The sequence below is a fragment of the Microbacterium sp. B35-04 genome, assembly GCF_010634885.1.
GTDB lineage: Bacteria > Actinomycetota > Actinomycetes > Actinomycetales > Microbacteriaceae > Microbacterium.
Map to the genome: position 1 here is coordinate 20657 of NZ_MWLP01000070.1, position 24304 is coordinate 44960.

The 24304-nt window shown below is 69.4% G+C and carries 21 protein-coding genes; 6 read left to right on the top strand and 15 right to left on the bottom strand.

Annotated features, from left to right (window positions below; all coding sequences use genetic code 11):
• Positions 1-88: 88 nt before the first annotated feature.
• The 5 genes from B1729_RS15320 to B1729_RS15340 form a co-directional block, all read right to left on the bottom strand.
• On the bottom strand, positions 89-1519 hold the full coding sequence (locus tag B1729_RS15320; protein ID WP_163633599.1) for an HNH endonuclease signature motif containing protein: 1431 nt from the start codon (positions 1517-1519) through the stop codon (positions 89-91).
• A 255-nt stretch (positions 1520-1774) separates the two neighbouring features.
• Positions 1775-2383 carry a helix-turn-helix transcriptional regulator gene (locus tag B1729_RS15325; protein ID WP_163620336.1) on the bottom strand — a complete coding sequence of 203 codons (609 nt, stop codon included), beginning with the start codon at positions 2381-2383 and terminating at the stop codon, positions 1775-1777.
• Between the two features lie 187 nt (positions 2384-2570).
• Entirely contained in the window at positions 2571-3980 is a 1410-nt protein-coding gene (locus B1729_RS15330) for an aminomethyl transferase family protein (protein WP_163620338.1), read from the bottom strand.
• A 91-nt stretch (positions 3981-4071) separates the two neighbouring features.
• Entirely contained in the window at positions 4072-4947 is an 876-nt protein-coding gene (gene purU, locus B1729_RS15335) for a formyltetrahydrofolate deformylase (RefSeq protein ID WP_163620340.1), read from the bottom strand.
• On the bottom strand, positions 4944-5849 hold the full coding sequence (locus B1729_RS15340; RefSeq protein ID WP_163633601.1) for a methylenetetrahydrofolate reductase: 906 nt from the start codon (positions 5847-5849) through the stop codon (positions 4944-4946). The genes purU and B1729_RS15340 overlap by 4 nt, the downstream gene beginning before the upstream one ends.
• 335 nt (positions 5850-6184) lie before the next feature.
• On the opposite strand from B1729_RS15340, the gene B1729_RS15345 reads away from it, so the two are divergent.
• The 5 genes from B1729_RS15345 to B1729_RS15365 all read left to right on the top strand — a co-directional run bounded on the left by B1729_RS15345 (position 6185) and on the right by B1729_RS15365 (position 10686).
• Positions 6185-7168 (top strand): ABC transporter substrate-binding protein, encoded by a 984-nt coding sequence (locus B1729_RS15345; RefSeq protein ID WP_163633603.1) that lies wholly within the window; start codon positions 6185-6187, stop codon positions 7166-7168.
• 192 nt (positions 7169-7360) lie between these two features.
• Positions 7361-8194, top strand: a complete 834-nt coding sequence (locus B1729_RS15350) for an ABC transporter permease (RefSeq protein WP_163633604.1) — start codon at positions 7361-7363, stop codon at positions 8192-8194.
• On the top strand, positions 8191-9015 hold the full coding sequence (locus tag B1729_RS15355) for an ABC transporter permease (RefSeq protein WP_163633606.1): 825 nt from the start codon (positions 8191-8193) through the stop codon (positions 9013-9015). Before B1729_RS15350 ends, B1729_RS15355 begins: the two co-directional genes overlap by 4 nt.
• Entirely contained in the window at positions 9008-9829 is an 822-nt protein-coding gene (locus tag B1729_RS15360; protein ID WP_163620350.1) for an ABC transporter ATP-binding protein, read from the top strand. Before B1729_RS15355 ends, B1729_RS15360 begins: the two co-directional genes overlap by 8 nt.
• A complete protein-coding gene (locus tag B1729_RS15365) occupies positions 9826-10686 on the top strand; it encodes a PaaX family transcriptional regulator C-terminal domain-containing protein (protein WP_239526229.1) in 861 nt (286 codons plus the stop codon). The genes B1729_RS15360 and B1729_RS15365 overlap by 4 nt, the downstream gene beginning before the upstream one ends.
• A gap of 38 nt (positions 10687-10724) precedes the next feature.
• Here the strand turns inward: B1729_RS15365 and B1729_RS15370 are convergent, their stop codons facing one another.
• From B1729_RS15370 to phnD, 5 genes are read right to left on the bottom strand one after another with little or no spacing between them, the layout of a single operon-like run.
• The gene (locus tag B1729_RS15370) at positions 10725-11693 is read right to left on the bottom strand and encodes a PaaX family transcriptional regulator C-terminal domain-containing protein (protein ID WP_163620351.1); all 969 of its coding nucleotides are present in this window, start codon (positions 11691-11693) and stop codon (positions 10725-10727) included.
• 24 nt (positions 11694-11717) lie between these two features.
• Complete coding sequence (locus tag B1729_RS15375) at positions 11718-12983, bottom strand: cytochrome P450 (RefSeq protein ID WP_163633608.1); 1266 nt, start codon at positions 12981-12983, stop codon at positions 11718-11720.
• Positions 12983-14620, bottom strand: coding sequence for a phosphonate ABC transporter, permease protein PhnE (gene phnE / locus B1729_RS15380; RefSeq protein ID WP_163633610.1), 1638 nt, complete (start codon positions 14618-14620; stop codon positions 12983-12985). Before phnE ends, B1729_RS15375 begins: the two co-directional genes overlap by 1 nt.
• 1 nt (position 14621) lies before the next feature.
• Positions 14622-15440 (bottom strand): phosphonate ABC transporter ATP-binding protein, encoded by an 819-nt coding sequence (locus B1729_RS15385; protein ID WP_163633612.1) that lies wholly within the window; start codon positions 15438-15440, stop codon positions 14622-14624.
• A gap of 4 nt (positions 15441-15444) precedes the next feature.
• Positions 15445-16440 carry a phosphate/phosphite/phosphonate ABC transporter substrate-binding protein gene (gene phnD / locus B1729_RS15390; RefSeq protein WP_163633614.1) on the bottom strand — a complete coding sequence of 332 codons (996 nt, stop codon included), beginning with the start codon at positions 16438-16440 and terminating at the stop codon, positions 15445-15447.
• A 296-nt stretch (positions 16441-16736) separates the two neighbouring features.
• Between phnD and B1729_RS15395 the strand changes: the two genes are divergently transcribed.
• Positions 16737-19373, top strand: coding sequence for a hypothetical protein (locus B1729_RS15395; RefSeq protein ID WP_163633616.1), 2637 nt, complete (start codon positions 16737-16739; stop codon positions 19371-19373).
• 138 nt (positions 19374-19511) lie between these two features.
• Here the strand turns inward: B1729_RS15395 and B1729_RS15400 are convergent, their stop codons facing one another.
• The 5 genes from B1729_RS15400 to B1729_RS15420 all read right to left on the bottom strand — a co-directional run bounded on the left by B1729_RS15400 (position 19512) and on the right by B1729_RS15420 (position 24296).
• Positions 19512-19973 carry a DUF3237 domain-containing protein gene (locus tag B1729_RS15400; protein WP_163620363.1) on the bottom strand — a complete coding sequence of 154 codons (462 nt, stop codon included), beginning with the start codon at positions 19971-19973 and terminating at the stop codon, positions 19512-19514.
• Complete coding sequence (locus B1729_RS15405; RefSeq protein ID WP_163620382.1) at positions 19970-21493, bottom strand: long-chain fatty acid--CoA ligase; 1524 nt, start codon at positions 21491-21493, stop codon at positions 19970-19972. The genes B1729_RS15400 and B1729_RS15405 overlap by 4 nt, the downstream gene beginning before the upstream one ends.
• A 130-nt stretch (positions 21494-21623) precedes the next feature.
• Positions 21624-22076 carry a MaoC family dehydratase gene (locus B1729_RS15410; RefSeq protein WP_163633618.1) on the bottom strand — a complete coding sequence of 151 codons (453 nt, stop codon included), beginning with the start codon at positions 22074-22076 and terminating at the stop codon, positions 21624-21626.
• A 110-nt stretch (positions 22077-22186) separates the two neighbouring features.
• Positions 22187-23392 (bottom strand): acyl-CoA dehydrogenase family protein, encoded by a 1206-nt coding sequence (locus tag B1729_RS15415; protein ID WP_163633620.1) that lies wholly within the window; start codon positions 23390-23392, stop codon positions 22187-22189.
• Between the two features lies 1 nt (position 23393).
• Positions 23394-24296 carry an amidohydrolase family protein gene (locus tag B1729_RS15420; RefSeq protein WP_163633622.1) on the bottom strand — a complete coding sequence of 301 codons (903 nt, stop codon included), beginning with the start codon at positions 24294-24296 and terminating at the stop codon, positions 23394-23396.
• Between the last annotated feature and the right edge of the window lie 8 nt (positions 24297-24304).

The window sequence follows — 24304 nt, forward strand, 5'->3', positions numbered from 1 at the left end:
TGATCTGAACGGCGTCCTGTCGATGACGGCTGCCCTCGCTGGGCGATCCGCCTGCGCGCTCTGGACAACAGAACTCGGCGTTCCAAGTTCACGTGCGCAGGGCGATGAGGTCGCGTCTTCGGGTAGGGGACTTCGTGGCGGGTCGCCACTTCACCTGCGCGTCCCACCAGTACGGGCCCTTCACATATGGGATGCCGCCGACCATGCGGATCTGCCATCCGCCGGTGTCGATCGTCCGATGATGGAACCAGCAGAGCAAGACCCCGTTGTCGGTGTGTGTGAGGCCGCCGCGGGAGTGCTCTTCGACATGGTGGAGCTCGCACCATTGCGGGGGCACGTGGCAGCCGGGGATGAGGCAGCCGCCGTCGCGGAGGGTGATCGCTTTGCGTTGGTGGTGGTTGAAGATGCGGTCCAGGGTCGTGATCGACACGATCCGCCCGTTCTCGCCCAGCACGACGCGCTGGATGGTGCCGGTGCACGCGATGTGACGTGCGACCGCGAGCGGGACCGGCTGGTCGTCGCCGGGGAGGTGGGCGCGACCGTGGCCGGCGGCGAGGTCTTCCGCCCGCACCGACACGACCAGGGTGGGCGCCGCCCCGCCGAGGGTGGGCAGTTCGCCGGATGCCGCGGCGGCGGTGAGCAGCACCGCGAACGCGTCGTGCTGCCTCTGGGCGTGGCTGCGCTGATCAGCAGCCGACGCCAAGGGCTCCCATGGATCGCGGTCCGGATCCTCGACGAAGCAGGGCCCTGGTGCCGGTGCGCCGTCCACGCGCGGATTGAGAACGCTGTCGAGCCCGAGCTGCAGCTGCGCGGCCAGTTCGGGGAGCAGGCGTCCGCGGAGGGGGACCAGACCGTCGTCGCCGCGACGACCCACCGTGATGCCACGCTTGCGGAGCGCGCGGGTGTCTTCGGGTTCGGCACCGTCCTGGTCGAGGTACGCCGCCCACACCTGCGCCAGGGCGCGCAGCTCATCCGCCGACGCCGGCGGTGCGGCATCCACCCCCTCGCCGCACGCGGCGGAGGCCAACTCAGCGTCGGCGGCGAGCATGCCGGCCCGGCCGGTCTGACAGCCGCGGAACGCGCCGGTGACCGCGATCATCCCGTCGAGCCCGATCTGACCCGCGCTCAGGGCGGCGCGCAGACCCGGAAACTCCGCCGGCAGCACCTCACCGGTGGACAACGCGACAGACTGCTGCACCGCGTTCGCTGCGGCGATCATGTCGGACGCCGTCCGCCCCGAGCCGCGCGTCGCGCGCTGCACGAGTTCGCTCATGTTGCGGCATCCGTACCGCGTCGTGATGCGGTCGGCGTGACCGACGCCACGGTCACGGTCCACGATCACCGCGACCGCCTCGACCATGACCGCTTCGGCAGCACGCCGGATCCGGCCCGCCGTCGCGAGCGCTCCAAGCACGTCGGCGTCGTCGGAGCCCCGCAACCCACCGTCGGCGAACGCCGCCGCGGATACTTTCGCGAGCGCGTCGCCGAGCTCTGTGAGAGCGTCGGCGAGGTTTGTCATACCCTCATTCTGGCGAGGGCCACCGACATTCAAACACCCAGGTCAAAGGCTGAAACCGTGCTGTGGATAACCCGGTGAAGCGACCCGCGAGAGGCGCCTGTGGAGGAACCGAACGGGCCCACCGACGTGTGCGCCGGGTGTGCGCGTTTCGTCTCGCTCGTTCCTCGCTCGCTCAACGACCGGGGCTCAGAACCGCCCTCGCTCGTTCAACGACCGGCGCCCGAAACCGCCCTCGACAAGCTCAACGACCGGGAATCAGGTACCGGTCGCCGACTGGGCCTCCGCGCCCTCCAGGCGGTCGATCAGCTCCAGGCCGCGGCGGGCCCAGGCGATCTCGGCCTGCGCGCGTTCGACGAGGCCCTCGTACGCGAAGCGCTTGTAGGCGATGGTGCGCTCGCGATCGGCATCCGCCGTCACGGCGAGCCGGCGAACGAGCATGGGGTTGGCGATCGCGTCGATGCGCTCCAGCTCGCCCTCCCACTGCGCCAGCTCGCTCTCCCACTGCGCGATGTGGCGCTCCAGGAAGGTGCGGGCCGCCTCGGGCGTGGTCGCCTCGAGGTAGGCCGCCCGCAGGTGCGCGGGGTCGCGCACGCGCTGGTAGTCGAGGGGAGAGGCCATCCAGTCGAAGAAGGCGCGGTTTCCGGCATCCGTCACGTGGTACATGCGGCGCGTGCCGCGCTCGCCGCGCGCCTGCTCTTCGCCCTCGATGAGGCCGAGCTCCTCCATCTTGCGCAGCTCGGGGTAGATCTGGGAGTCGGGCGCGTGCCACACGTGGCCGACGGACTGGTGGAACTGCTTCTGCAGGTCGTACCCCGACAGCGGGCCTACCCGCAGGATCGCCAACAGCGCGTACCGCAGACTCATGCGACTCCCTTCGCCTTCCCGAGGTTAGCGGGGCGGTCCCGGTCGTTGAGCGAGCGAAGCGAGACGAAACGTTCTCAGCCTCCGAGATGGGCGGGCGCGTCTCGTCCCTGCGTTTCGACTCGCAAGCTCGCTCAACGACCACGTCGCTCGCGCGCTCAACGACCGGACGGGTCGTTGGCGTTCGATCTCAGGCGGACTCTTGGTACCCGGTGCGCCAGCCGCCTTGGTAGCTCTGACGGACGACCGTCGAGTACGGCACGGGGGAGACCACCGCGCGCACCTCGAGCTGCTTGTGCGGCTCGACCGACGCCTTCTTCGTGCCGCCGTCGGGCTCGCCCCACACCACCGTCACCTCGGCGCCCTCGGGCACGTCGGGGTTGACCGTGGCGAGCGAGAGCGCGCGCTTCTCGTTGGCGCTGTACCCGGTGAACATCGAGAAGCCGACGACGTCGCCTCCGGCATCCGTCACCGAGTCGTAGTTCGCGGACCCGTAGTTGGCCAGCGGCAGGTCGAAGAACTTGTAGCTGTCGCCCTCGACGTCGAAGAGCGACGCGAAGATCTTCGTGACGTCCTCGGCGTTCCACGCGAGCGTGACCTTGCGGCGCTGCGTCGCCGGGTCGATCTTCTCGAGCGCGTCGCGGCCGATGAAGTCGTGGTCGAACTTCACGAACGAGCCGTAGCCGAGCTCCCACGGCGTGAGGTAGTAGTCCTCGATGTCGTCCGAGACGAACGAGCCCGCGAGCGTGCCCGTGGCCTCGTAGCTGTCGACGCCGAGCCACTCGCGGTAGCCGCGCTCCTCCTCGCCGGAGTAGATCGCGGGCAGAGGCGAGGGGATCCAGCCCGACTCCAGCGTGTTCGACGGGTAGGCGCGCGACCCGACGGGCACCAGCCCGAACTCGGCGCCGGCCTCGACGATGATGTCGCGGACGCGGTGGTGGTCCTCGTAAGGGCCCCAGACCTCGAGGCCGGGGGCGCCTGCCATGCCGTGGCGCAGGGTGCGGACGTTCGCGCCGCCGATCTGCATCTCCGACATGCTGAAGAACTTCAGCTGCTCGAGCGGCCCGCCGTTGAGCTTCTCGATCACCTGCCACGCGGCCGGCCCCTGGATCTGGAACCGGTAGTAGCGCCGGCTCACGGCGTCGCCGTACGGGCGCGAGGGGGAGCGGCGGTCGACGGTGACGTCGAGGTTCGAATAGCCCCCGGTCTCACCGTGGTAGAGCAGCCAGTTCGACGCGGGCGCGCGGCCGACGTACACGTACTCGTCCTCGGCCTCGTGGAAGAGGATGCCGTCGCCGATGACGTGGCCCGACGCGGTCGTCGGCACGTACTGCTTCGCGCGGTTCACGGGGAAGGTCGCCACGGAGTTGATGGCCGTGTCGGAGATCAGCCGGATGGCATCCGAGCCCTTGAGGAACACATTGTCCATGTGGTGCGACTGGTCGTAGAGCACGGCGGTGTCGCGCCACGCCTTCTGCTCCTTGATCCAGTTCTGGAAGTCCGCGGGGACGACCGGATAGATGTACGAGCCGATCTGCGAGTTGCGCAGCATCTCGACGGCGTTGTGGCCGTCGAGCAGCTCCTGCAGATTCTTCGCCATGATGAACCTCTCTGTTCGTGGGGTGTGGTTATGGGGACGGATGCCTCGGGCCGAGCGTTTCGTCTCGCTTCGCTCGCTCGACGACCGGTGGCTAGGTGAACACGATGGTGCTGTTGCCGTGGCGGATCACGCGGTCCTCGGCGTGCCATTGCACCGCCCGTGACAGCACGGCGCGCTCGACGTACGCGCCGCGGGCCTGCAGGTCTCCGGCCGTCATCGCGTGGGTGACGCGCGCGACGTCCTGCTCGATGATCGGGCCCTCGTCGAGGTCGGCGGTGACGTAGTGGCTGGTCGCGCCGATGAGCTTGACGCCCCGCTCCTTGGCCTTGCGGTAGGGAGCGGCGCCGATGAACGCCGGCAGGAACGAGTGGTGGATGTTGATCACCGGCACCCCGACCTCGTCCAGGAACGAGTCGGAGAGGATCTGCATGTACCGGGCCAGCACGACGAAGTCGACGTTGCCCTTCAGCAGCTCGACGATCTTGGCCTCGGCGGCGGACTTGTCGGCGCCCTGCGAGGGCACGTGGAAGAACGGCATGCCGAAGGCCCGGACATCCTCCGCGGTGTTGGTGTGGTTGGAGATGACCATCGGGATCGTCACCGGCAGCTCGCCGCGACGGTGCCGCCAGAGCAGTTCGAGCAGGCAGTGGTCGGATGTGGAGGCGAGGATCGCCATCCGCTTCGGGATGGACTGGTCGGTGACGCGCCACTCGAGCTTCAGCGGCCCGAGGGTCTTGTCGAGGTCGGCCTCGATGTCGGGCAGTGCCGCCTGCAGGTCGGGGCGATGGAACACCACGCGCTGGAAGAACTCGCCGCCCTCGGGGTTGTCGGAGTACTGGTCGAGTGTGACGATGTTCCCGCCGACGCGCGTGACCAGGGCGGTCACGGCGGCGACGATCCCCGGCTGGTCGGGACCGTGCACGGTCAAGCAGGCGTGGTCGCGGTGCGCGTCGAGGTGGGCCGTCATCGGCGCGCTCCGGAGGACTGTGAGGCGACGAACTCCCGCGCCCACTGCGACGTCGCGAGCAGGCCGCCGAACGTGTAGAAGTGCAGCTTCACGTCGCCGGAGCCACCCCCGGTCCCTGAGCCTGTCGAAGGGTCCGTGAGCAGCGCCGCGAGATCGGACACGAAGCGGTCTGGGCCGGCGGTGCCCATGAGGTTGGTGAGCGAGAACCCGTACTTCTTCACGATCATCGCGTTGGCGCCCACGCCGAACCGGCGCGCGAAGCCGATCAGCCGCTTGATGCCGGCCGGTCCGGGCGTGCCGATGCGGATCGGCGCGTCGATGCCGCGGTCGCGGACCTGCCCGATCCACGTCATCACGGGATCGGTGTCGAAGGCGAACTGGGTCAGGATGACGGCATCCAGTCCCTCCTGAGCGAGCGTGAGCGCCTTCTCGTCGAGGTGGCGCCAGAGCAGGTCGGCGGGGATGTCGGGGTGGCCCTCGGGGTAGCCGGCGATCGACACCTCGCGGACGCCGAACTGCTGCAGTACGCCCGATCGGATCACGGTCAGCGCGTCGGGGTACGGGCCCTCGGGCTCGGCGGGGTCGCCGCCGACGGCGAACACGTGCTCGGTCGCGCCGACCTCCTGCAGGCGCCCGAGGAACTCCTCGAGCTCATCCTGCGACTTCAGCCGCCGTGCCGAGATGTGGGGGACGGGCACGAAACCCATCTCCTTGACGGCCTTCGCGGCCGCGACGCGCATCTCGAGGTCCTCATTGCCGAGGAACGTCACGTTGACCTTCGTCCCCTGCGGGATCATGTCGCGTGCCTCTTCGAGACCGGCGAGGTCCTTGCCGGTCATCTCCAGGGAGAAGCCTTCGACGAGAGCCGCCGCGGAGGGCGATGCGGGGGTCCCATGGGCCATGAGGGAGGTCCTTTCCTCTTCCGCGTGCGTCACTGCATCGCGGTATCCAGAGAATACCTATCACCATAGGTAATGGCAATAGGCACGCTGTGCGTGCGCACCCATCCTGCGCGGCGTGGGCCGTGACGCAGGCGGCGATTTCCATTGAGCGGATGCCGACGCCCGAGGTCCGCGCCTAGTTCATGCAATCCGTGACGGGCGTCACAAAAGCATTGACAATCGATTCGGAGTGGCGCACGATGACTGTGTCAGGCACGCCGCGGTGCCGACGCCGACTCCGGTCGGACGGACGCGGTCGCCGGCACCCACAGCACCCGCTCCTGAGAGGCCCGTCAATGAAGAAGAGTCTTGCCACCCTCGGCGTTCTCGCCGCCGCCGCGCTCGCGCTGAGCGGCTGCACCGATTCCGCAGCCGACCCGTCCACCACCGCCACCGATGACGCCGGCGGCGGGGAGCTCACGCCTGTCCGCGTCGCCGCGCTGCCGATCGCCGAGAGCGGCGCCCTCTGGGCCGCCATCGACGAGGGCATCTTCGAAGACCACGGCCTCGAGATCGAGGTCGTCCCCGCGCAGGGCGGAGCCAACGCCATCCCCGCACTGCTGAGCGGCGACATCCAGTTCGCCATCGGCCAGCCGTTCGGTCCCATCCGAGCCGACGCGCAGGATCTCGGCGTCGTGATCGTCGGCAACTACGCCAACAGCCTCGCCGAGGGCGACGACGTCAACGCGGTCGTCGCGCTGGGCGACTCCGGCATCATGCGACCGGCCGACCTCGCCGGCAAGAAGGTCTCGGTGAACACCATCGGCGCCGCCGGAGACCTGACGATCCGCAAGGCGGTCGAGGACGACGGCGGCGACCCGTCGACGATCGAGTTCGTCGAGGTCGCATTCCCCGACGTGCCCGCTCAGCTCGCCGCCGGCACGATGGACGCCGCGTGGGCGCCCGACCCGTTCCGCGGCATGGTGCTCGGCGACGGCGGAGTCTCGGTCGTCGCGCCGTACCAGGCGACGATCCCCGGGCTCTCGGTGCTCACCAACATCACGACGCAGGCGCTCCTCGACGAGGACCCCGAGCTCGTCGCCGACTACTCGGCCGCGATGTCGGAGGCGCTGGAGTGGGCGAGCGAGAACGAGGACGCCGTGCGCGCCGCGATCGCGACCAACCTCGAGATCACCGAGGAGGCCGCTGCCGGCATCACGCTCCCGACCTTCACGTGGGACCTCTCCGACGCCGGCATCGAGGACCTCGGCGCACTGGCGGTCGAGTACGCCTACATCGAGGCCGAGCCCGACTTCGACCGGCTGCTCCAGCAGCAATAGCACGGACGTGAGGGTGATCGGATGCCGCACCTCGCGGCATCCGCTCACCCGCCACGCATCGTCGCGCGAAGCGTCGGGCGCGTGAGCCCCCCTCGCGGCGCAGGCATCCGCTCGCCCCCTCCCTCCCCTCCCTCACCTCGTGGAGCGTCGCACCGACGCCCGCACGACCCGACCGCACCGATCGGAGGTACCGTGACCGCCACCGCTGACGCACCCGCGACCGTCGCCACGACGCCCCACGCCCGGCAGCACCGCACCCTGCGCAAGCTCGTGCTCGGCGTGGCCGGCATCCTCGGGTTCCTGGCGACGTGGCAGCTGCTGCCGACGCTCGGGATCGTGAACCCGGCGTACTTCCCCACGGCGACCGAGACGATCGCGCAGCTGTTCGTGCTCTTCGGCGATCTGGAGTTCTGGCGCAACGTCGGCCGCACGCTGACGTCGTGGGCGCTGGGCCTCGTGATCGCGACGGTGCTCGCCGTCGTGCTCGGCACGGTCATCGGCCTGGTGCCGTTCCTCCGCCGCGCGACCCACACCACGGTGGAGTTCCTGCGGCCGATCCCGTCGGTCGCGCTCATTCCGCTCGCGATCCTCATGTTCGGCTATCAGCTGCAGGCGGCGCTGCTCATCATCGTGTACGCGAGCTTCTGGCAGGTGTTCATCCAGGTGCTCTACGGCGTCGCCGACGTCGACGCGGTCGCCCGCGACACGGCTCGCAGCTTCGGGCTGTCGCGGGGATCGCGGATCGTGAACCTGGTCTTCCCCACCGCGCTGCCGTACCTCATGACGGGCCTCCGGCTCGCCGCGACCGTCGCGCTGATCCTGGCCATCACCGCCGAGATGTTCATCAGCATCCCCGGCCTCGGGCGCGCGATCATGCTGGCTCGAGAGTCGGGGCAGTGGACGACGGTGTATGCCCTCGTCATCGTGACCGGCATGCTGGGCCTCCTCGTCAACCTCATCTTCCGCGCGATCGAGCGCCGGTCGCTGTCCTGGCACCAGTCCATCCGAGGGGAGGAGGTCCTGTGACCCTCTACACGAGCACCGTCGTCACGCCGCGCCGCCCGTCCCGGGTATGGGCGAAGTTCGGCGAGAACACCGCCTACGCGCTCGGGCTGCCCATCCTCCTGCTCGTGGTGTGGGGCATCTGGTCGTCCATCTCGCCCGCCCCGTTCTTCCCGAGCCCGCTCGTCATCGCCGAGGCGTTCGTCGAGACATGGGTGGGGCCGGCGTTCTTCGACGACGTGCTGCCGAGCCTCGGCCGGCTCGCAATCGGCATCGTGCTGGCGGTCGGCCTCGGCATCGCGGCGGGCATCGTCATCGGCCTGGTGCAGTGGCTGCGAGAACTGCTCGAGCCGGTGTTCGAGTTCTTCCGCGCGGTGCCGCCGCCGGTGCTCATCCCGATCGTGGCCGTGCTCGTCGGCGCGAACGACCTCATGAAGGTCGTCGTGATCGTCGCCGGTGCGATCTGGCCCGTGCTGCTGAACACCATCGAGGGCGTGCGTTCGACGGACTCGGTGATGACCGAGACCGCGAGGTCGTTCGCGGTGACCTCGGGTGAGCGGCTGCGGTACCTCGTGCTTCCGGCGGCGAGCCCGCGGATCATGACGGGTGTGCGGCAGTGCCTCTCGATCGCGCTCATCCTGATGGTGATCTCCGAGATGTTCTTCTCGTCCTCGGGCCTCGGCTATCGAATCGTCTTCTTCCAGCGCAACTACCTCATCGCCGAGATGTGGAGCGGCATCGTGCTGCTCGGCCTCATCGGCATCCTGCTCGCCGTGATCTTCGGGTTCGTCGAGCGGCGCGTGCTTCGCTGGTACCACGGAATCAAGGAGGTGGAGCGTGCCTGACGCGCTGCGCAAGAGTGAGCCGCTGCTGAACGTCGAGAAGCTGCGCAAGGTGTACGAGTCGTCGACCGGGAACGTCGAGGCGATCGGCGACATCGGATTCCGGATGGATGCCGGTGAGCTGGTGTGCATCGTCGGCCCGTCGGGGTGCGGCAAGACGACGCTGCTGAAGTGCATCGCCGGGCTGCTGAAGCCCACGTCGGGGGTCATCGAGCTCGGCGGCCGGAAGGTGACCGGCCCCCCGCCCAACATGGCGCTGGTATTCCAGGAGTACGGCCGCAGCCTCTATCCGTGGCTCACCGTCCGCGGGAACGTCGAGCTGCCGCTGAAGCACAAGAAGCTCAGCCGCACCGACCGGGACCGGCTCGTCGACGACGCGCTCACCGCCGTCGGGCTCGAGCACGCGACCAAGAGCTACCCGTGGCAGCTCTCCGGCGGCATGCAGCAGCGCGTCGCCATCGCCCGCGCCGTCGCGTACCAGCCCGAGGTGCTCATCATGGACGAGCCCTTCGCCGCGGTCGACGCGCAGACGCGCGCCGATCTCGAAGACCTGGTGCGCACGCTGCATCGTGAGCGCGGCATGTCGATCCTGTTCGTGACGCACGACATCGACGAGTCGGTGTACCTGGGCGAGCGCGTGATCGTGCTGTCGAAGTCGCCGACCTGGGTGCAGGAAGACCTCGCCATCGACCTCGCGCCCGAGCGCGACCAGATCACGACGCGCGCGCTGCCCCGCTTCACCGAGCTGCGCACCCACGTGTACGAGCAGATCCAGCGCGCGAAGCGCGGCGAGGCCGTGCGCCCGGAGGCCGCATGAGCATCGCGACCGCCAAGGCGGCCGTCGCGATGCCGGGTGTCGCGGCCGTTGAGACGTCGGTGCTCACGCGCAAGCCGCGGCAGCTGCTCTTGGCGTTCTTCGGCGAGTACGTCTGCGACCGGTACTTCGAGCCGCTCCGCGCCAGCGTGCTGATCGGCGCGCTCGAGAGCGCCGGGGTCGCCGCGTCCGCGGTGCGGACCAACCTCGACCGCATGGTGCACAGCGGGCTGCTGGAGCGCCGGCGCCTGGGTCGTGAGATCGGGTTCGTGCTCACCGGGCACGGAAGCGAGGTGCTGCGCGAGGCATCCGGTCGTGTCAACGGCCCCGCGCCGTTCGAACCCCAGGGCGACGGCTGGACTCTTGTCACCTACACGGTTCCCGAGCACTTGCGGGACCTTCGCCATCGCCTCCGTGCGGCGCTGACGTGGTCGGGGTTCGCCGTGCTCCGCGACGGGCTGTGGATCGCACCCGGTGCGGTCGACCTCGCCGCGGCACTGGGAGCGATCATCCCCGACCTGCCGCCGGGATCGGTCAACGCCTTCTCGGCCGCGGAGCTCGACGGGTTCCCCATGGTCGAGGCGGTGCGGGTCGCGTGGGACGTCGAGCGCATCCGCGAGGCGCACGACGAGTTCATCTCGCACTGGGAGCGTGAGGACGCGGCATCCGACCTCCCTCCGCTCACCGCGCGCACGCTGCTGGTCGCCGACTGGCTCGCCCTGCTGCGCGCCGACCCGCGCCTGCCGCGGCCCTACATGGGCGACGACTGGCCGGCCGACCGCTCGGCGGAGCTGTTCACGCAGCGCCACCGCGAGTTCGCCTTCCCCGCGGTGCGGGACTTCGCCGCGCTCGTCGGCTGAGGTCTCGCAGCGCTCGTCGGGCGAGCCGCCGCGCGCCGTCAGGTATTCCGCGGCGCGGGGACGTCCGCATAGGCGGCGAACGTGTGGTGCGACACCAGCTCGGCCAGCTCCGCGGAGTGCGGCTCGAGGAGGCGGCGGAATTCCGCCTCGGCGGCCGGACCGGTCGAGTCGTAGATCATCGAGCAGACGGACAGGGCCCGTTCGAAGGGGAAGTCGTCGCCGACGAGCGGCTCAGGCAGCATCGGATCTGCGTGGCGAAGCTCGCGCCACTCGCGCATGATCGACGTTCGCAGTCGGAGCGCATCACCGTCGTGAGGCGCGCGCTCGTCGTGCGGGTCTCGACGGCGTGGACGTCCGCTCTCCCGGATCTCCGCCGCGATCGGCTCCCACCGGTCGGTGAAGTCCCGATACGCCGCGGCGATGTCGTCAAGGCCGAATGCGTCGCGTGCGACCGCCGTCACGCTTTCGTCGGCCAGATGTGCACCCACGAAGACCGTCAACTGCCCCGCTGACGGTTGGACCGCGAGTTCTCCGACGATCGAGTCCACCTCCGATCGACGATCTCCGGGCCGTATCCAGAGACCGTCGTGGACGTTGCCGAACCCGGTCTGCCGCAGCCGCTCTCGCAGGGTGTTGCGCGTGCCTCGCTGGTCCTCCCTCAGGGAGTACCCGACGACGGTCCATGTGCTGTCCCACGGGCGAGGAATGTGGCTGCGGAAGAGCAGCTCCACATGGGCGTCGACCGACTCCTGGCTCATGGGGGAGACGGAGTAGGAGGTCGTCCTCCCGCTCTTGACGCTGACCAGGAATCCGCGCTTCGCGAGGCGTTGGATCGCCGCACGGGCGCCGGCGGGCGTCACGTCGAAGAGCTCTAGCAACGAGACCAGCGCCGCGGAGGGGATCGGCTCCGCGCGCAGGTGCCAATAGTCGCCCAGGAGCACGATGAGAAGCTGCTGCGAACGGGCGCCCTGCTGGTCGCGTGGAAGCAGATCGTCGGCGGGCCTCATGGAGCGATTGTGCCAGTCAGCCGGTCACGTGACGTTCGCCGGCACGAGAGCGAGCGGAACGGCGCGCGGACCGTACTCGAGCCAGTTCATCATCCGGACTTCGCCGGCCAGCTCGAACGACGTCGTTCGCTCCAGCAGGGCCTGAAGTGCGATGAGCAGCTCGAGCCTGCCCAGCGTGGCGGCGGGGCATCTGTGTGCGCCGCGGCCGAAGGCGAGGTGCGAATTGTTCTTCCGATGCAGGACGAATTCGTCCGGCCGGTCGAAGGCCGCAGCATCCCGGTTCGCTGAAGGGAACACGAGGGCCACCGGTTCGCTCCTGCGCACCATACGTCCGTGCACCACCGTGTCTTCCCTGGGCGTGCGCGCGAAGACCCGGTAGGGGGCGTGGAGGCGCAGGAACTCCTCGATGGCCGCGGGGAGATCCTCCGGGTGGCGTCGCAGGTGCTCTTGCAGGTCACGGTCCTGCGCGAGGTGGACGACGCAGCTGCCGAGCACAGCCTGCGGCGCCCCCATGCCTGCGACGATCATCTGACGGATCGTCGCGATCGCCGTCCGCTCGGTGATGTGGTTCGCGGGATCCATGGCGGCGGCGTGCAGGCTGCCGACGAGGTCGCGCGAAGGGTCAGGATCCACGGCGAGACGCCCGTGATAGACGCGTTCGGCGATGTCGTAGAGCTGGGCGCTGCACTCGGCGATGATGTCGTCGTCCATGTCCTGGATGGCGAATCCGTAGCGCACCCCGATCGCCCGCACGTGCCGCGTGAGCTCGACCGGGACGCCGAGGAACGCCGCGAAGCAGTCGACGACGAAAGGTGCGGCGAAGTCGGCGACGCCGTCGGCATTCCCACGAGCGAGCATGTCGCTCACCAGCTCGTCGGCGCTCGCGCGGAACTTCGTCTCGTGGGTCGCCACGACCGCGCGGCGCATCACCGGATCGATCGCCTCACGATAGGCGGTGTGCTCAGGAGGGTCGAAGTGCAACGGTGGGCGGCGCGCGGATCGCGGGACATGAGGCACGACGTTCTGCACCGATGTGATGAACCGCTCGTCCTGCGCGATGGCGACGACGTCGTCGTACGTCGTCGCTGCCCAGAAGCCACCGAAATCCTCGCTCCAGGGAAATGGATCCCTCCGCCGCAGCTCGGCGTAGTCGCGGTGTGCGCTGCCGAACGTCTCGTCCAGCGCGGGCGACCACTCGCTCGAGCGCTCGGAGCGCGTGCGCGTGTCGGCAGCGGCGGACGCCACGGCGCTCTCGTCCTGCGACGTGAAGCCGAAGGGGCACGTGGCCATCAGATCACCTTCCTGCGCGCCCAGCGCGCAACCGATTCGAGGCTCACGACGACCGCGACGAGCCCGATGAGGATGCCGGCGGTCGTCTGGTAGTGAAGAGTGGCCACCGACTCCTCGAGGAGGAAGCCGATGCCACCCGCACCGACGATGCCGAGCACCGCGGACTCGCGCAGCGCGAGATCGGAGGTGAACAGGCTGTTCCCGATGAAGCTCGGCACGAACTGAGGCCACACACCGCTGACGAACACCTGCACGCGGTTGGCGCCCGTCGCCTCGAGGCTTCGCAGAGGCGCGGGATCGACCTTGACGAGCGAGTCCGTGAAGAACTTCGCCGCGAGCGCGGTGCACGAGATCGCGAGGGCGAGGAAGCCCGCGAACGGTCCGAGGCCGAGTGCGGCGACGAACAGGAGGGCGTAGATGATGTCGGGGACGCCGCGAACGAGCACCATAAGCCCGCGCAGTGCGAGGGACAACGGCTCGAAGCGGATCAGATGACGAGTCGACAGGACGGCGATCACGAGGCCGAAGATCACGCCGAAGGTGGTCGCCGAGATCGCCATGATGACGCTCTCGAAGATCCCGTAGGCGATGTCGAGCGTGAAGACGGGCGGAAAGAACCCCGAGAGCACCGCGAGCGCGTTCTCCCAGATCCGCACCAGTCGAGGGGCGTCGGCGAACAGCTGGGCGAGTGAGAAGAGGAAAAGGGCGAGCGCCGCGACACCGGAGCCCACGCGCAGGATGCGCGAGCGGTTCCATCCCGGCGTTGCCGGCGTGCGTCCGGCTCCGTACAGCTCGGCAGCGGTGTGCTCTTCAGCGTGCTCCGCCAGGGCGCGCTGGGCGAGGTAGGCCACCGACTCGAGCAGGAGCAGCATCACGACGATGACGAGGATGATCCCGAGCGCACGCTGGTAGTCGAGCGATCCGATGGCAGTCTGCAGCGCCACCCCGATGCCTCCTGCGCCGACGAGGCCAAGCACTGCGGAGGCGCGGATGTTGATGTCGAGGCGGTACAGCACGATCGATGTGATGCTCGGCAATGCTCGGCTGAGCGTCGTCGCGACGAAGTTCTGCGACCGGCCCGCTCCCACGGCCGCCACCGCCTCGCGCGGGGTGGGATCCTGCTCTTCGAAGACATCGGCGAACATCTTGCCGATCATTCCGACCGAGTGGAATGCGATGGCCAGCCCGCCGGCCAATGGGCCCAGCCCGACGATCCGCACCAGGATCAGGGCGAATACCAGCGAGGGGACAGCGCGAGTCACGATGATGATGCCGCGCGCCAGCCAGCCGAGGACCCGCGGTCCGGTGAAGTTCCGGGAGGCGACCGCGCCCAGGAAGACCGAGGCGATGGTGGCGAGGCCGGTTCCCGCGATGGCGATCCACAGCGTCTCGAGAGCGAGCGTGACGAGGTTCGCGGGATCGCCGACGGTAGGCGGCGCCATGCGCTGCAGCAGAGCTGCGATGTCTTCCAGCCCGTCGATGAGGGCAGCCGGACGGATGTCGAGCCACCACATGCCGAAGAGCGTGATGGCGAGGTACGCGAGGGGGATACCCACGGTCGCGGCCGACGCGCGGGGACGGCGGGGCTCCGGATGCGCAGGAGCGTTCACCGGGGGGCGGTCGACGGTCAGCGACATGTCAGGCCCGCTTCGCCTGCTCGTACACGGCGCGGATCTGCTCCTCGGTGGTGTCCGCCGTCAGGGCATCGTGGACGAACGCGCCGTTCCTCACTGCAACCACGCGATCCGACACGGCCAGGGCGAGCTCGACCTGGTGCAGGGAGCAGATGACGGTGAAGCCGTCCTCGGCGCTCAGTTTCTTGAGCGTCTGCAGCACCGAGACGCTCGCGTTGGGGTCCAGTGACGCGACTGGTTCGTCCGCGAGCACGAGCTCGGCCTCCTGCATGAGCGTGCGTGCGATGGCCACCCGCTGCTGCTGGCCGCCGGAGAGCGTGTCGCAACGCTGGTAGCGCTCGTCGAGGAGTCCTACACGGTCGAGATTCGCCACCGCGCGCTCGCGCAGTTCCCTGGGGTAGCTCGAGATGCCGTAGCGCGGCATGCGCAGCGAGCCGAGCGCACCCATCAGCACGTTCTCCATCGCGCTCAGTCGCCCGACGAGCCCGAACTGCTGGAACACGAATCCCACGCGGGTGCGAAGTCGCTGGAGAGCGCCTCGGCCGCATGTCGCCGGGTTCACTCCGAGCACCGACAAGGCCCCACCGGTCGGCCGATGGCTGCCGTTGATGAGACGCAGCAGCGTCGACTTCCCCGCGCCGGATGGCCCGACGAGGGCGACGAACTGGCCGGTGGTGACTTCGAGATCGACGCCCTTCAGGACCGTCTTGTCGCCGAAGCGCATGCTGACATCGGTGAGGGCGACACTGACGGTCCCGGCGTCGATCGGAGCGGTCTTCTTGTCGGGCATACCAGCCGCCTTCTGCATCACCGGGACGGTCATCGGGTCATTCCTCGCCGCGGCAGACGTCGGTCTTGAGCGTCTGGCAGATGGCGTTGATCACGTCGTAGTCGGATGAGGTCGCCGGCTCGAACGCGAAGGCTCCCGTTCCGCCCCACTTGCACGCCGTCTCCCCGGTGTACTCCTCACCCCATTCGGCGGGTGCTTCGCGGTTCTGCTCTTCACACAGGCCGGCTTCGAATGCGGTGACGGCGTTGTATTCCGTCACGGCCTCGACGATCTGGTCGCGGAGTTCCTCGCTCAGCCAGCTGCCGACCACGATCGGGGTGCCGGGGATCGGATCCGAGGTCCACACCGTCTCGGTGTCCCCCTCGGCGATGACGCCTCGATCGGGCAGGATCGTCGTCACGAAAGTCTCCGCCACGAAGGCGATGTCGCAGTCCCCGGCAAGCATCTGCGTCACGGCGACGTCGTGCGATCCGACGAACAGCGGGCTGATGTCGGCCTCGGGGTCGATACCCGCCTCGGTCATCGCCGCCGCCGCCGTGAGGTAGCCGGTCGTGGAGGCCGGGTCGGTGAAGCAGACGTTCTTCCCGGCGACATCCTCGATCGACGAGATGGCGGAACCAGGTGCGACGACGCCCACGGAGTTCACCGCGCCGGAACCGGCTTCGGGTGTGCGCTGGTCCTTCGCGATGGGTGCCACGTCCGCGACGTCTGCAGCCAGGTAGTAGGAGAAGGCGCCGTACGTCGCGATGTCGACACGCTCGGCCACCTGCGCTTCAATGACTCCCGCGTTGCTGCTGACCGCTTCGATGCGCGTCGGGATCCCCGTGGTCTCCTCGATGGCAGCGACGACGGGGAGGAAGCTGTTCTCGAGCTCCTCGCTGTCATCGGTGGGAACGACCGCGAAGACGAGCTCGGCGGGCGCATCCGACGCGGCCCCGCCGTCGTCCGGTCGCGCGTTCGGGCTTGCGCCGCATCCCGCCAGGAGCAGCCCGGCTGCCATGACGCTCGCGGCCAGAACCATTGTCTTCTTCATGTCGGCACCTTTCGACTTCGGGAAGACGGCCGCGAAGCTTCGCACCGACACTGGTGAGAAACACATTGAACAACGTCCGTCGTTGGAGGTGTGGTCTATAAACAGAATCACGCATCGTTGCGATTGTCAACGGATCGGTTTGGCAACCGTTGACATCGTCAATCGATCGTGTCAAGGTCAAACCGCTACACATCCCGCTGCGCACGTCACCGCAAGTGTCGTGCGCTCGGTCAACGAAGACCTGATGGTGCGACGCTCGACGGCGAGCCCCGCTCGTGCGTCGCGGGAAGGGAACCATGTCATCACGCTTGATCCGCGTCGGAGTCGGTCTTGCCGCATCCGCCGCTCTGGCATTCGCTGCCGTTCCGGCAGCGGCTGCGCCGCCATCGCAGCCGACGGAGCTCCGCGGCTCGTTGCCCAGCGGCGGCCAGTACGTCCTTCACGAGCCGGAGCGATGGAACGGCACTCTGCTGACGTGGAGCCCGGGGTATGGCGGCGGAGGAGGAACAGCATCCGCCGGCCCCTCGAACGAGGTCGTGTCGTGGCTGACAGGTCAGGGCTACGCGCTCGCCGGCGCCGCGGCCGGGACGGGATGGGCGGTCGAGGACCTCCTCGTGGCGCAGCCGCAGGTAGTGGATGCCGCAACAGCCGTGCTCGGTGAGCCCGAGCACGTCGTCGCCTGGGGGGCTTCGATGGGAGGCCAGGTCTCGGTCGCCCTCCTGGAGCAGCATTCCAGCACCTTCGACGCCGCGCTGCCGCTGTGCGGGTCGATCGCGGGCGCCATTCCGATGCTCAATGGCTCGCTCGACGGCACGTACGCGCTGAAGACCCTTGTCGCCCCCGAGGATGCGCGGCTGGAGCTCGTCAATGTGACGAACGAGCCGGCGCGGCAGGCCGCGTTCAAGGAGGTGCTCGATGCCGCTCAGCAGACGACCGAGGGGCGGGCGCGGATAGCCCTCGCTGCAAGCCTTGCCCAGATGCCGACGTGGTCGCAGACGGGCACCGAGCAGCCGGACAGGCATGACGTCGACGCGCAACAGGAGCAGCTCTACCGCATCTTCATGTGGGGCACGGTCTCGCCCCGGCAGCCGCTGGAACAGCGGGCGGGCGGAAACTTCTCGTGGAACACCGGAGTGGACTACGCCGACGCTCTCCGCGAGTCGGGCAACCTCCAGCTCGTCCGTCAGCTCTATCGCGACGCCGGGCTCTCGCTCGACGAGGATCTCACGGCGCTGAACGCCGGGGTCCGGGTCGCCGCAGATGAGCAGGCCGTCGCGTACATGCAGCAGAACGCCACACCGACCGGCGACATCCACGGTCCTGTCCTGTCTCTTCACGAGACCGGTGACGCCGCACCGGTCGTCGCCCAAGCGGGAACGTACGCGGATCGCGTGCGGGCCCACGGGCAGGCAGCGCTCGTCGAGCAGGCTTTCGTCGACCGCCCGGGCCACTGTGCCTATGCCGATGCGGAGGTGGCGGCGCTGGTCACCGCCCTGCAGGACCGGCTCGATTCCGGCCGATGGCAGAACCTCGCGACCCCCCGCGCCCTCAACGACCGCGCCGATGCCATCGCCGAGAGCGGAGGCCTGGAGCGAGGGGGCACCTTCGCCCGCCATCAGCCGGGCTCGCTGCTGCGACCCGAGCGCGAACCGGACGTCTTCGCGCCACGCCCTGAGGACCCCGTGACGCGGACGGGTGCACTTCCGAACGGTGCTGCCTACACCGCCATCGCCCCCGGCGACTGGAACGGATCGCTCGTCGTCGTGCCGGGGCGTTCCACCGCGGAGTTCGCATCGGCGGAATGGCTGCTGCAGCGCGGCACGGCGGTGATCGGATACGACCTCTCGGACGGTTGGGACCTGGTGCGCGATCGCGACAACGCCAGTGCCGCCGTCGCCCGGTTCACCGAACTCGTCGGCGCACCCGACGATGTCGTGCTCGCCGGACGCTCGCAGGGTGGACTCGTCACTCGGATCGTCGCCGATTCCGCGCCCGCATGGCTCGACGGCGCGGTGCCGATGTGCGGCGGAGGCGCCGGAGCGGTGAGCACATGGAACTACAAGCTCGACACGGCCTTCGTCCTGCGTGAGCTGGTCGACCCGGCGTCCGCGATGCGGATCACCGGGATCGCGGATCTCGAGGCGGAGATCGCAGAGCTGAACGGGCTCGTGGCGAAGGCGGGGGGGAGCGCGGAAGGACGAGCGCGCGCGACTTTCGCGGCGGCGCTGAGCAAGATCCCCGCCGTCGACCCGGCGACAGGTGCGGAGATCACGGACCGCGACGCACGGATCGACCGCTACCTCGTCTACCTGCCGTTCGCGGTCGGCTCTCACGTGCGCGCAGGATACGAAGCCACCGTCAGCGGCACGTTCTCGTGGAACACCGATGTCGACTACGAGCGCGCGCTGCGCGACTCCGGAAGGTGGAGCGAGGTCTCGGCCGCCTACCAGGACGCCGGTCTCTCCCTCGACGATGATCTGCGCACGCTCGCTCGAGCCGACAGGCTGGAGGCGGACCCCGCAGCGGTCGGGTTCGTCGAGCGCACGGCGTCGTTCACGGGCGACCTCACCGTGCCCGTGCTGTCGCTGAGTACGTCCGGCGACGGTGCCGGCTCGACGCAGGATGACGAGGCCTATGCCACAACGGTGCGCGAGGCGGGGGAGCGAGCGCATCTGCGTCAGGCGTTCGTCCAGGCGGAGGGGCATTGCACCTTCAACGCGGCGGAGGAGGCCGCGGCGTTCGAGACGATCTTCACGAGGATCGCCGAGGGCCGCTGGCCCTCCACGTCGCCGGACGCACTGGTCGAACGGGCGGCGGCCATCGACGAGCAGAGCGGCCTCGTGCTGGGTGAGGCCCGCTTCGATGGCCCGCGCCATGGCGGCATCCCGGCTCGGATGTGGGATGCCGACGACTGGGGCTCGTACACCGGATAACGGGCCCCGGACCGCATGCGCGGGGCCCCGGCATCCGTCATCCGGATGCCGGGGCCTGTGGCCCCTTCGAGCTGTTCACGCAGCGCCACCGCGAGTTCGCATTTCCCGCGGTTCGCGATTCCTGCCGGGACAGAGCCGTCAGGTGACGCGGTAGGCGACGTACCGGACGCGGCTCGCCTCACGGATGTACGACGCGACGTACACCGCGCGCTCGAACTCGGGGCGCGTGGCGGACTCCAGCGTGAGCGCGGCACGGAAGTAGTAGGCGTCCGGGTCGACGTCGTCGCCCCGCAGCAGCGCCTCGAGTACCTCTGGGTCGCCGCTGCGCACGCCGCGGGCGCGGACATAGAGCAGCGATCCGTCGTCGCCCCGGGCGCTGTAGCGGCCGTCGATCTCGATGGAGCCGTCCGCCCGCACGGTCTGCCAGTCGGCGCCGCCGGCGAGGATCGTGCCGGTGAAATCGCCGGTGACCGTGCCGCCGACCACCGGGATGATGCGCCGATGGCCGGCGCGCGTCAGGCCGTGGTCCTCGAGCGGACCGAGCTCGGCGACGACCTCGAAGGCCGGTACGAGGGAGGGCACCGGCGGTACGCGCGTCATCGGCTCTCGCCGAACCGTGCCCGCAGGTCGGCCTTGCGCACCTTGCCGGACGCGGTGCGCGGCAGCTCTTCCACCACCACGACGTTCTTCGGCAGTTTGTAGCGGGCGAGCACGCCGTCGAGGTGCGAGCGCACGATCTCGGTGTCGACCTCGGCGCCCTCCTTGAGCGTCACGACGGCCCACGGCACCTCGCCCCAGCGGTCATCGGGCACGCCGACGACGGCCACGCCCGAGATGCCCTCGATGTCGGAGATGAGGTTCTCGACCTCGGCGGGATAGATGTTCTCGCCGCCGGAGATGATCATGTCCTTCAGCCGGTCGGCGATGAAGAGGTAGCCGTCGGCATCGAGGTAGCCGAGGTCGCCTGAGCGGAACCAGTGGTCTTCGGTGAAGGCGGCCGCCGTAGCCTCGGGCTGGCCGTGATAGCCGAGGAAGACGTTGGGGCCCGAGATCTCGATCTCGCCGACGGTGCCGCGCGGCACGACGTCGCCGTGCTCGTCGGTGATGCGCACCTCGGTGAAGAAGTGCGGGAGGCCGACGCTGCCCTGTTTCTGGCGGGTCATCGAGGGTGCCAGCGACGTCGCGCCCGGGGAGGTCTCGGTCATGCCGTAGCCCTGCGAGAACGACAGCCCGCGCTCCTCGTACGCATTGAGGATCCGGGTGGGCACGGCCGATCCTCCGCATGTGAGCTTCTCCAGCGTCGAGATGTCGGTCGCCGCCCAGTCGGGGTGGTCGGCCAGCATCTGGTACGTGGTCGGCACACCGCTCAGCATGGTGATGCCATGGCGTTGGATCTGCGCGAGCGCGCGCCCGGGCTCGAAGCCCTTCTCGAGGACCAGCGTCGCGCCTTTCAGGATCACGGGCAGCGCGCCCATGCCGAGCGAGGCGACGTGGAACAGCGGCGAGATCATGAGCGAGACGTCGGTCGAGACGACGTCGTAGTCGACGATGCAGTTGACGGCGACCCATGTGAGGTTGCCGTGGCTCAGCACGGCGCCCTTCGGACGCCCCGTCGTGCCCGACGTGTAGATGATGGCGGCGGGGTCGTCGAGGCCCACCTCCGCGACCGTGTGGCCGCCCGGGGCGTCGGCCACGAGGCGGGCGAGGCCGGGGTGCTCCGGCAGCCCCTCGCCGGTCACGATGACGTGGGCGATGCGCCCCGCCTCGATGCCGGGCATCGCCCGCTCCAGGAACTCCGGGTCGAGCACGACGGCGCGTGCAGCGGAGTCGACGAGGACGTGCCGCATCTCAGGGCCGGCGAGCCGCGTGTTCAGCGGCACGAAGACGGCGCCCAGCTGTGCCGCGCCGAACATGACCTGCAGGAACTGCGGGCTGTTCTCGCCGATGTAGGCGACGGCGTCGCCATGACGGATGCCGCGACGCCACAGCACTGCGGCGACGTGGTCGGCGGCAGCCGCGAGCATGCGATAGCTCAGCTCTTCGTCGCCGAAGACGACGGCCGTCTTGTCGGGGTCCTTCAGCCGCCGCTTGGCGAGCCAGAACCCGATTCCCTCGTGCATCGTTGCGGAGTCCTCTCCCTCGAGGAAGGTGGTCGTTCGGGCCACGCGGCCCCTGAGCCTTGTCGGGTCCCTGAGCTTGTCCGGTCCCTGAGCTTGTCGAAGGGCGCTTCGACTAGCTCAGCGACCGGGGTTAGGCGTAGAAGCGGTACAGCCCTCGAGCGACGACGGCGGGCTTCTCGCCGCCTTCGATCTCGATCGTCTGGTCGACGGCGAACTGGAAGCCGCCGCGCACCTCGGTGACCTCGGCGATGACCGCGCCGCCGCGCACGCGGGCGCCGACCTTCACCGGCGAGACGAACCGCACCTTGTCGAGGCCGTAGTTCACGCGCGTCGTCACGCCGGTGACGTCGAACAGCTCCGACCAGAACTTCACGGTGAGCGACAGCGTCAGGAACCCGTGGGCGATGGGCCCGCCGAAGGGGCCGTCGACCGCGCGCTCGGGGTCGACGTGGATCCACTGGTGGTCGTCGGTCGCGTCGGCGAAGAGGTTCACGCGGTCCTGCGTGACCTCGAGCCACTCGGTCCAGCCGAGGTCGGTGCCGGCGAGCCCGGCGACGTCGGCGTAGTCGACGGTGGTGGTCATGGGTTCTCCTTCAGTGGGGTGGTGCTTCGACAAGCTCAGCAACCGGTGGGCGGTGCAGCAACCGGTGGGGCGGTTCCGCAACGGGGTGGGCGGCTCGGGCGGCGGGTGGGTCAGGTGAAGGCCGACGCGCCGGTGAGCGCGCGGCCGACGATGAGGGCGTTGATCTCGTGCGTGCCCTCGTACGAGTACACGGCCTCGGCATCGGCGAAGAAGCGGGCGACGTCGTGCTCGAGCAGGATGCCGTTGCCGCCGAGCACCTCGCGCCCGAGGGCGACCGTCTCGCGGGCGAGGCGGGCTGTCTGCATCTTCGCGAGCGCCGAGTTCTCGTCGGCGAACGCGCCGCCGACCTCGGCGGAGCCGTCCTGCTGCAGCGACAGCTGCACGACGAGGGCGAGCGACGCCACGCTGTTGCCGAGCATGCGGGCGAGCTTCTCCTGCACGAGCTGGAAGCCGCCGATCGGCCGGCCGAACTGGTGCCGCTCGCGCACATAGCGCACGACGGCGTCGAGGACGCCTGCCTGGAGCCCGGCGGCGATCCAGGCGACGTCGGCGCGCATGGCCCGCAGGATGCGCGCCACATCCGCCCACCCGTTCACGTTCTGCAGCCGTGACTCTTCGGAGACCTGCACGCCATCGAGCGTGATGAGGGCGTTCTGCATCGGTCGCAGTGAGACCTTGCCGCGGATCGTCTCGAGGAGAACCCCCTCGGCACCGGTGGGGACGAGGAACGCCTTGACGGCGCGGTCGTCGACGTCGCGCGCGAAGACGACCAGCACATCGGATGCCGCAGCCCCGCCGATCCACTTCTTGCGGCCGTCGATCACCCAGCCGTCACCCACGCGCCGGGCGCTGGTGGCGAGTCCACCGGCGATGTCGGAGCCGTGCTCGGGCTCGGTGAGCGCGAACACCCCCTTGAGCTCGAAGCTCCGGACGCGCGGGTCGAGCTCGGCCGCCTGTGCGGGCGAGCCGCCGAGGGCGATCGCCGCCCGGAACAGTCCGGACTGGGCGTTGTAGAGCGTGGCGACCGACACGTCGGTGCGGGCGAGCACATAGTTGCGGAACCCCGAGTAGACGCTCGACGCCGCCTCGGCGGCATCCATCCCCTCCGGCTGCATGAGATCGAGCGGGATGAGCGCGTCGAGCACCTCGGGGGGCATGGTCGCCGTCTCCCACGCGTCGGCGAGGAGCGGGCGGATGTCGCGGTCCAGCGCGGTCTGCAGCCGCCCGAGCGTCGCGCGTGCGGCGTGGCTCAGCCGGGCGGCAGCGATCGCGTACGGGTCGAACCCGAACGTCGCATCCGCCTCGAGCACCGGCATGTCAGCCGCCGAGCCCGAGGAGGCGCACCGCGTTGTCCTTGAGGATGCCGGGCAGCGCCTCGGCCTTGAAGCGCGCGGCGCCCGAAGCGGTCGGCAGCTCGGCATCCCGCAGCCAGCGGTCGGGGGTGAGCAGTGGGAAGTCCGAGCCGAACAGCACGCGGTTCTTGAGGTACGAGTTGGCGGCGCGCACCAGCTGCTCGGGGAAGTACTTCGGGCTCCACCCCGACAGGTCGATCCACGTGTTGTGCTTGTGGGTCGCGACCGACAGGGCCTCGTCCTGCCAGGGCACCGACGGATGCGCCATGATGATCTGCAGCTCCGGGAATCGCGCGGCGACCGGGTCGAGCAGCATCGGGTTGGACAGGCCGAGCAGCAGGCCGCGCCCGCCGGGAAGGCCCGCGCCGATCCCGGTCTGGCCGGTGTGGAAGAGGGCGACGACCCCCGCATCCTGCAGCGCCTCGTAGAGGCGCGAGTGTGCCGCGTCGGAGGGGTCGAACCCTTGCACCGTCGGGTGGAACTTGAAGCCCCGCACGCCGTGGTCTTCGATCAGGCGCCGCGCGTCGTCGACGGCGGTCGGCTTCAGGGGATCGACCGAGCCGAAGGGGATCAGCACGTCGTTGTTGCGGGCGGCTCCCTCGGCGATGTCGGCGCTCGAGATCGGCGAGTGCCCGAAGTTCGTCTCGGCGTCGACCGTGAACACCACGGCCGCCATGTGCCGCTCCCGGTAGTACGCGGCGACGGCGTCGAGGTCGGGGTTCGGCCCGTCGGTGCTGAAGTACTTGGCCGCTGCGTCCCGGAGGTCGTCGGGCAGCGACGAGTGACCGTGATGGTCGACCTCGATGTGCACGTGCACGTCGACCGCGGTGAGCGCGTCGACGTCGATCGCGGGTTCGTAGCGGGTCATGGGCGTTT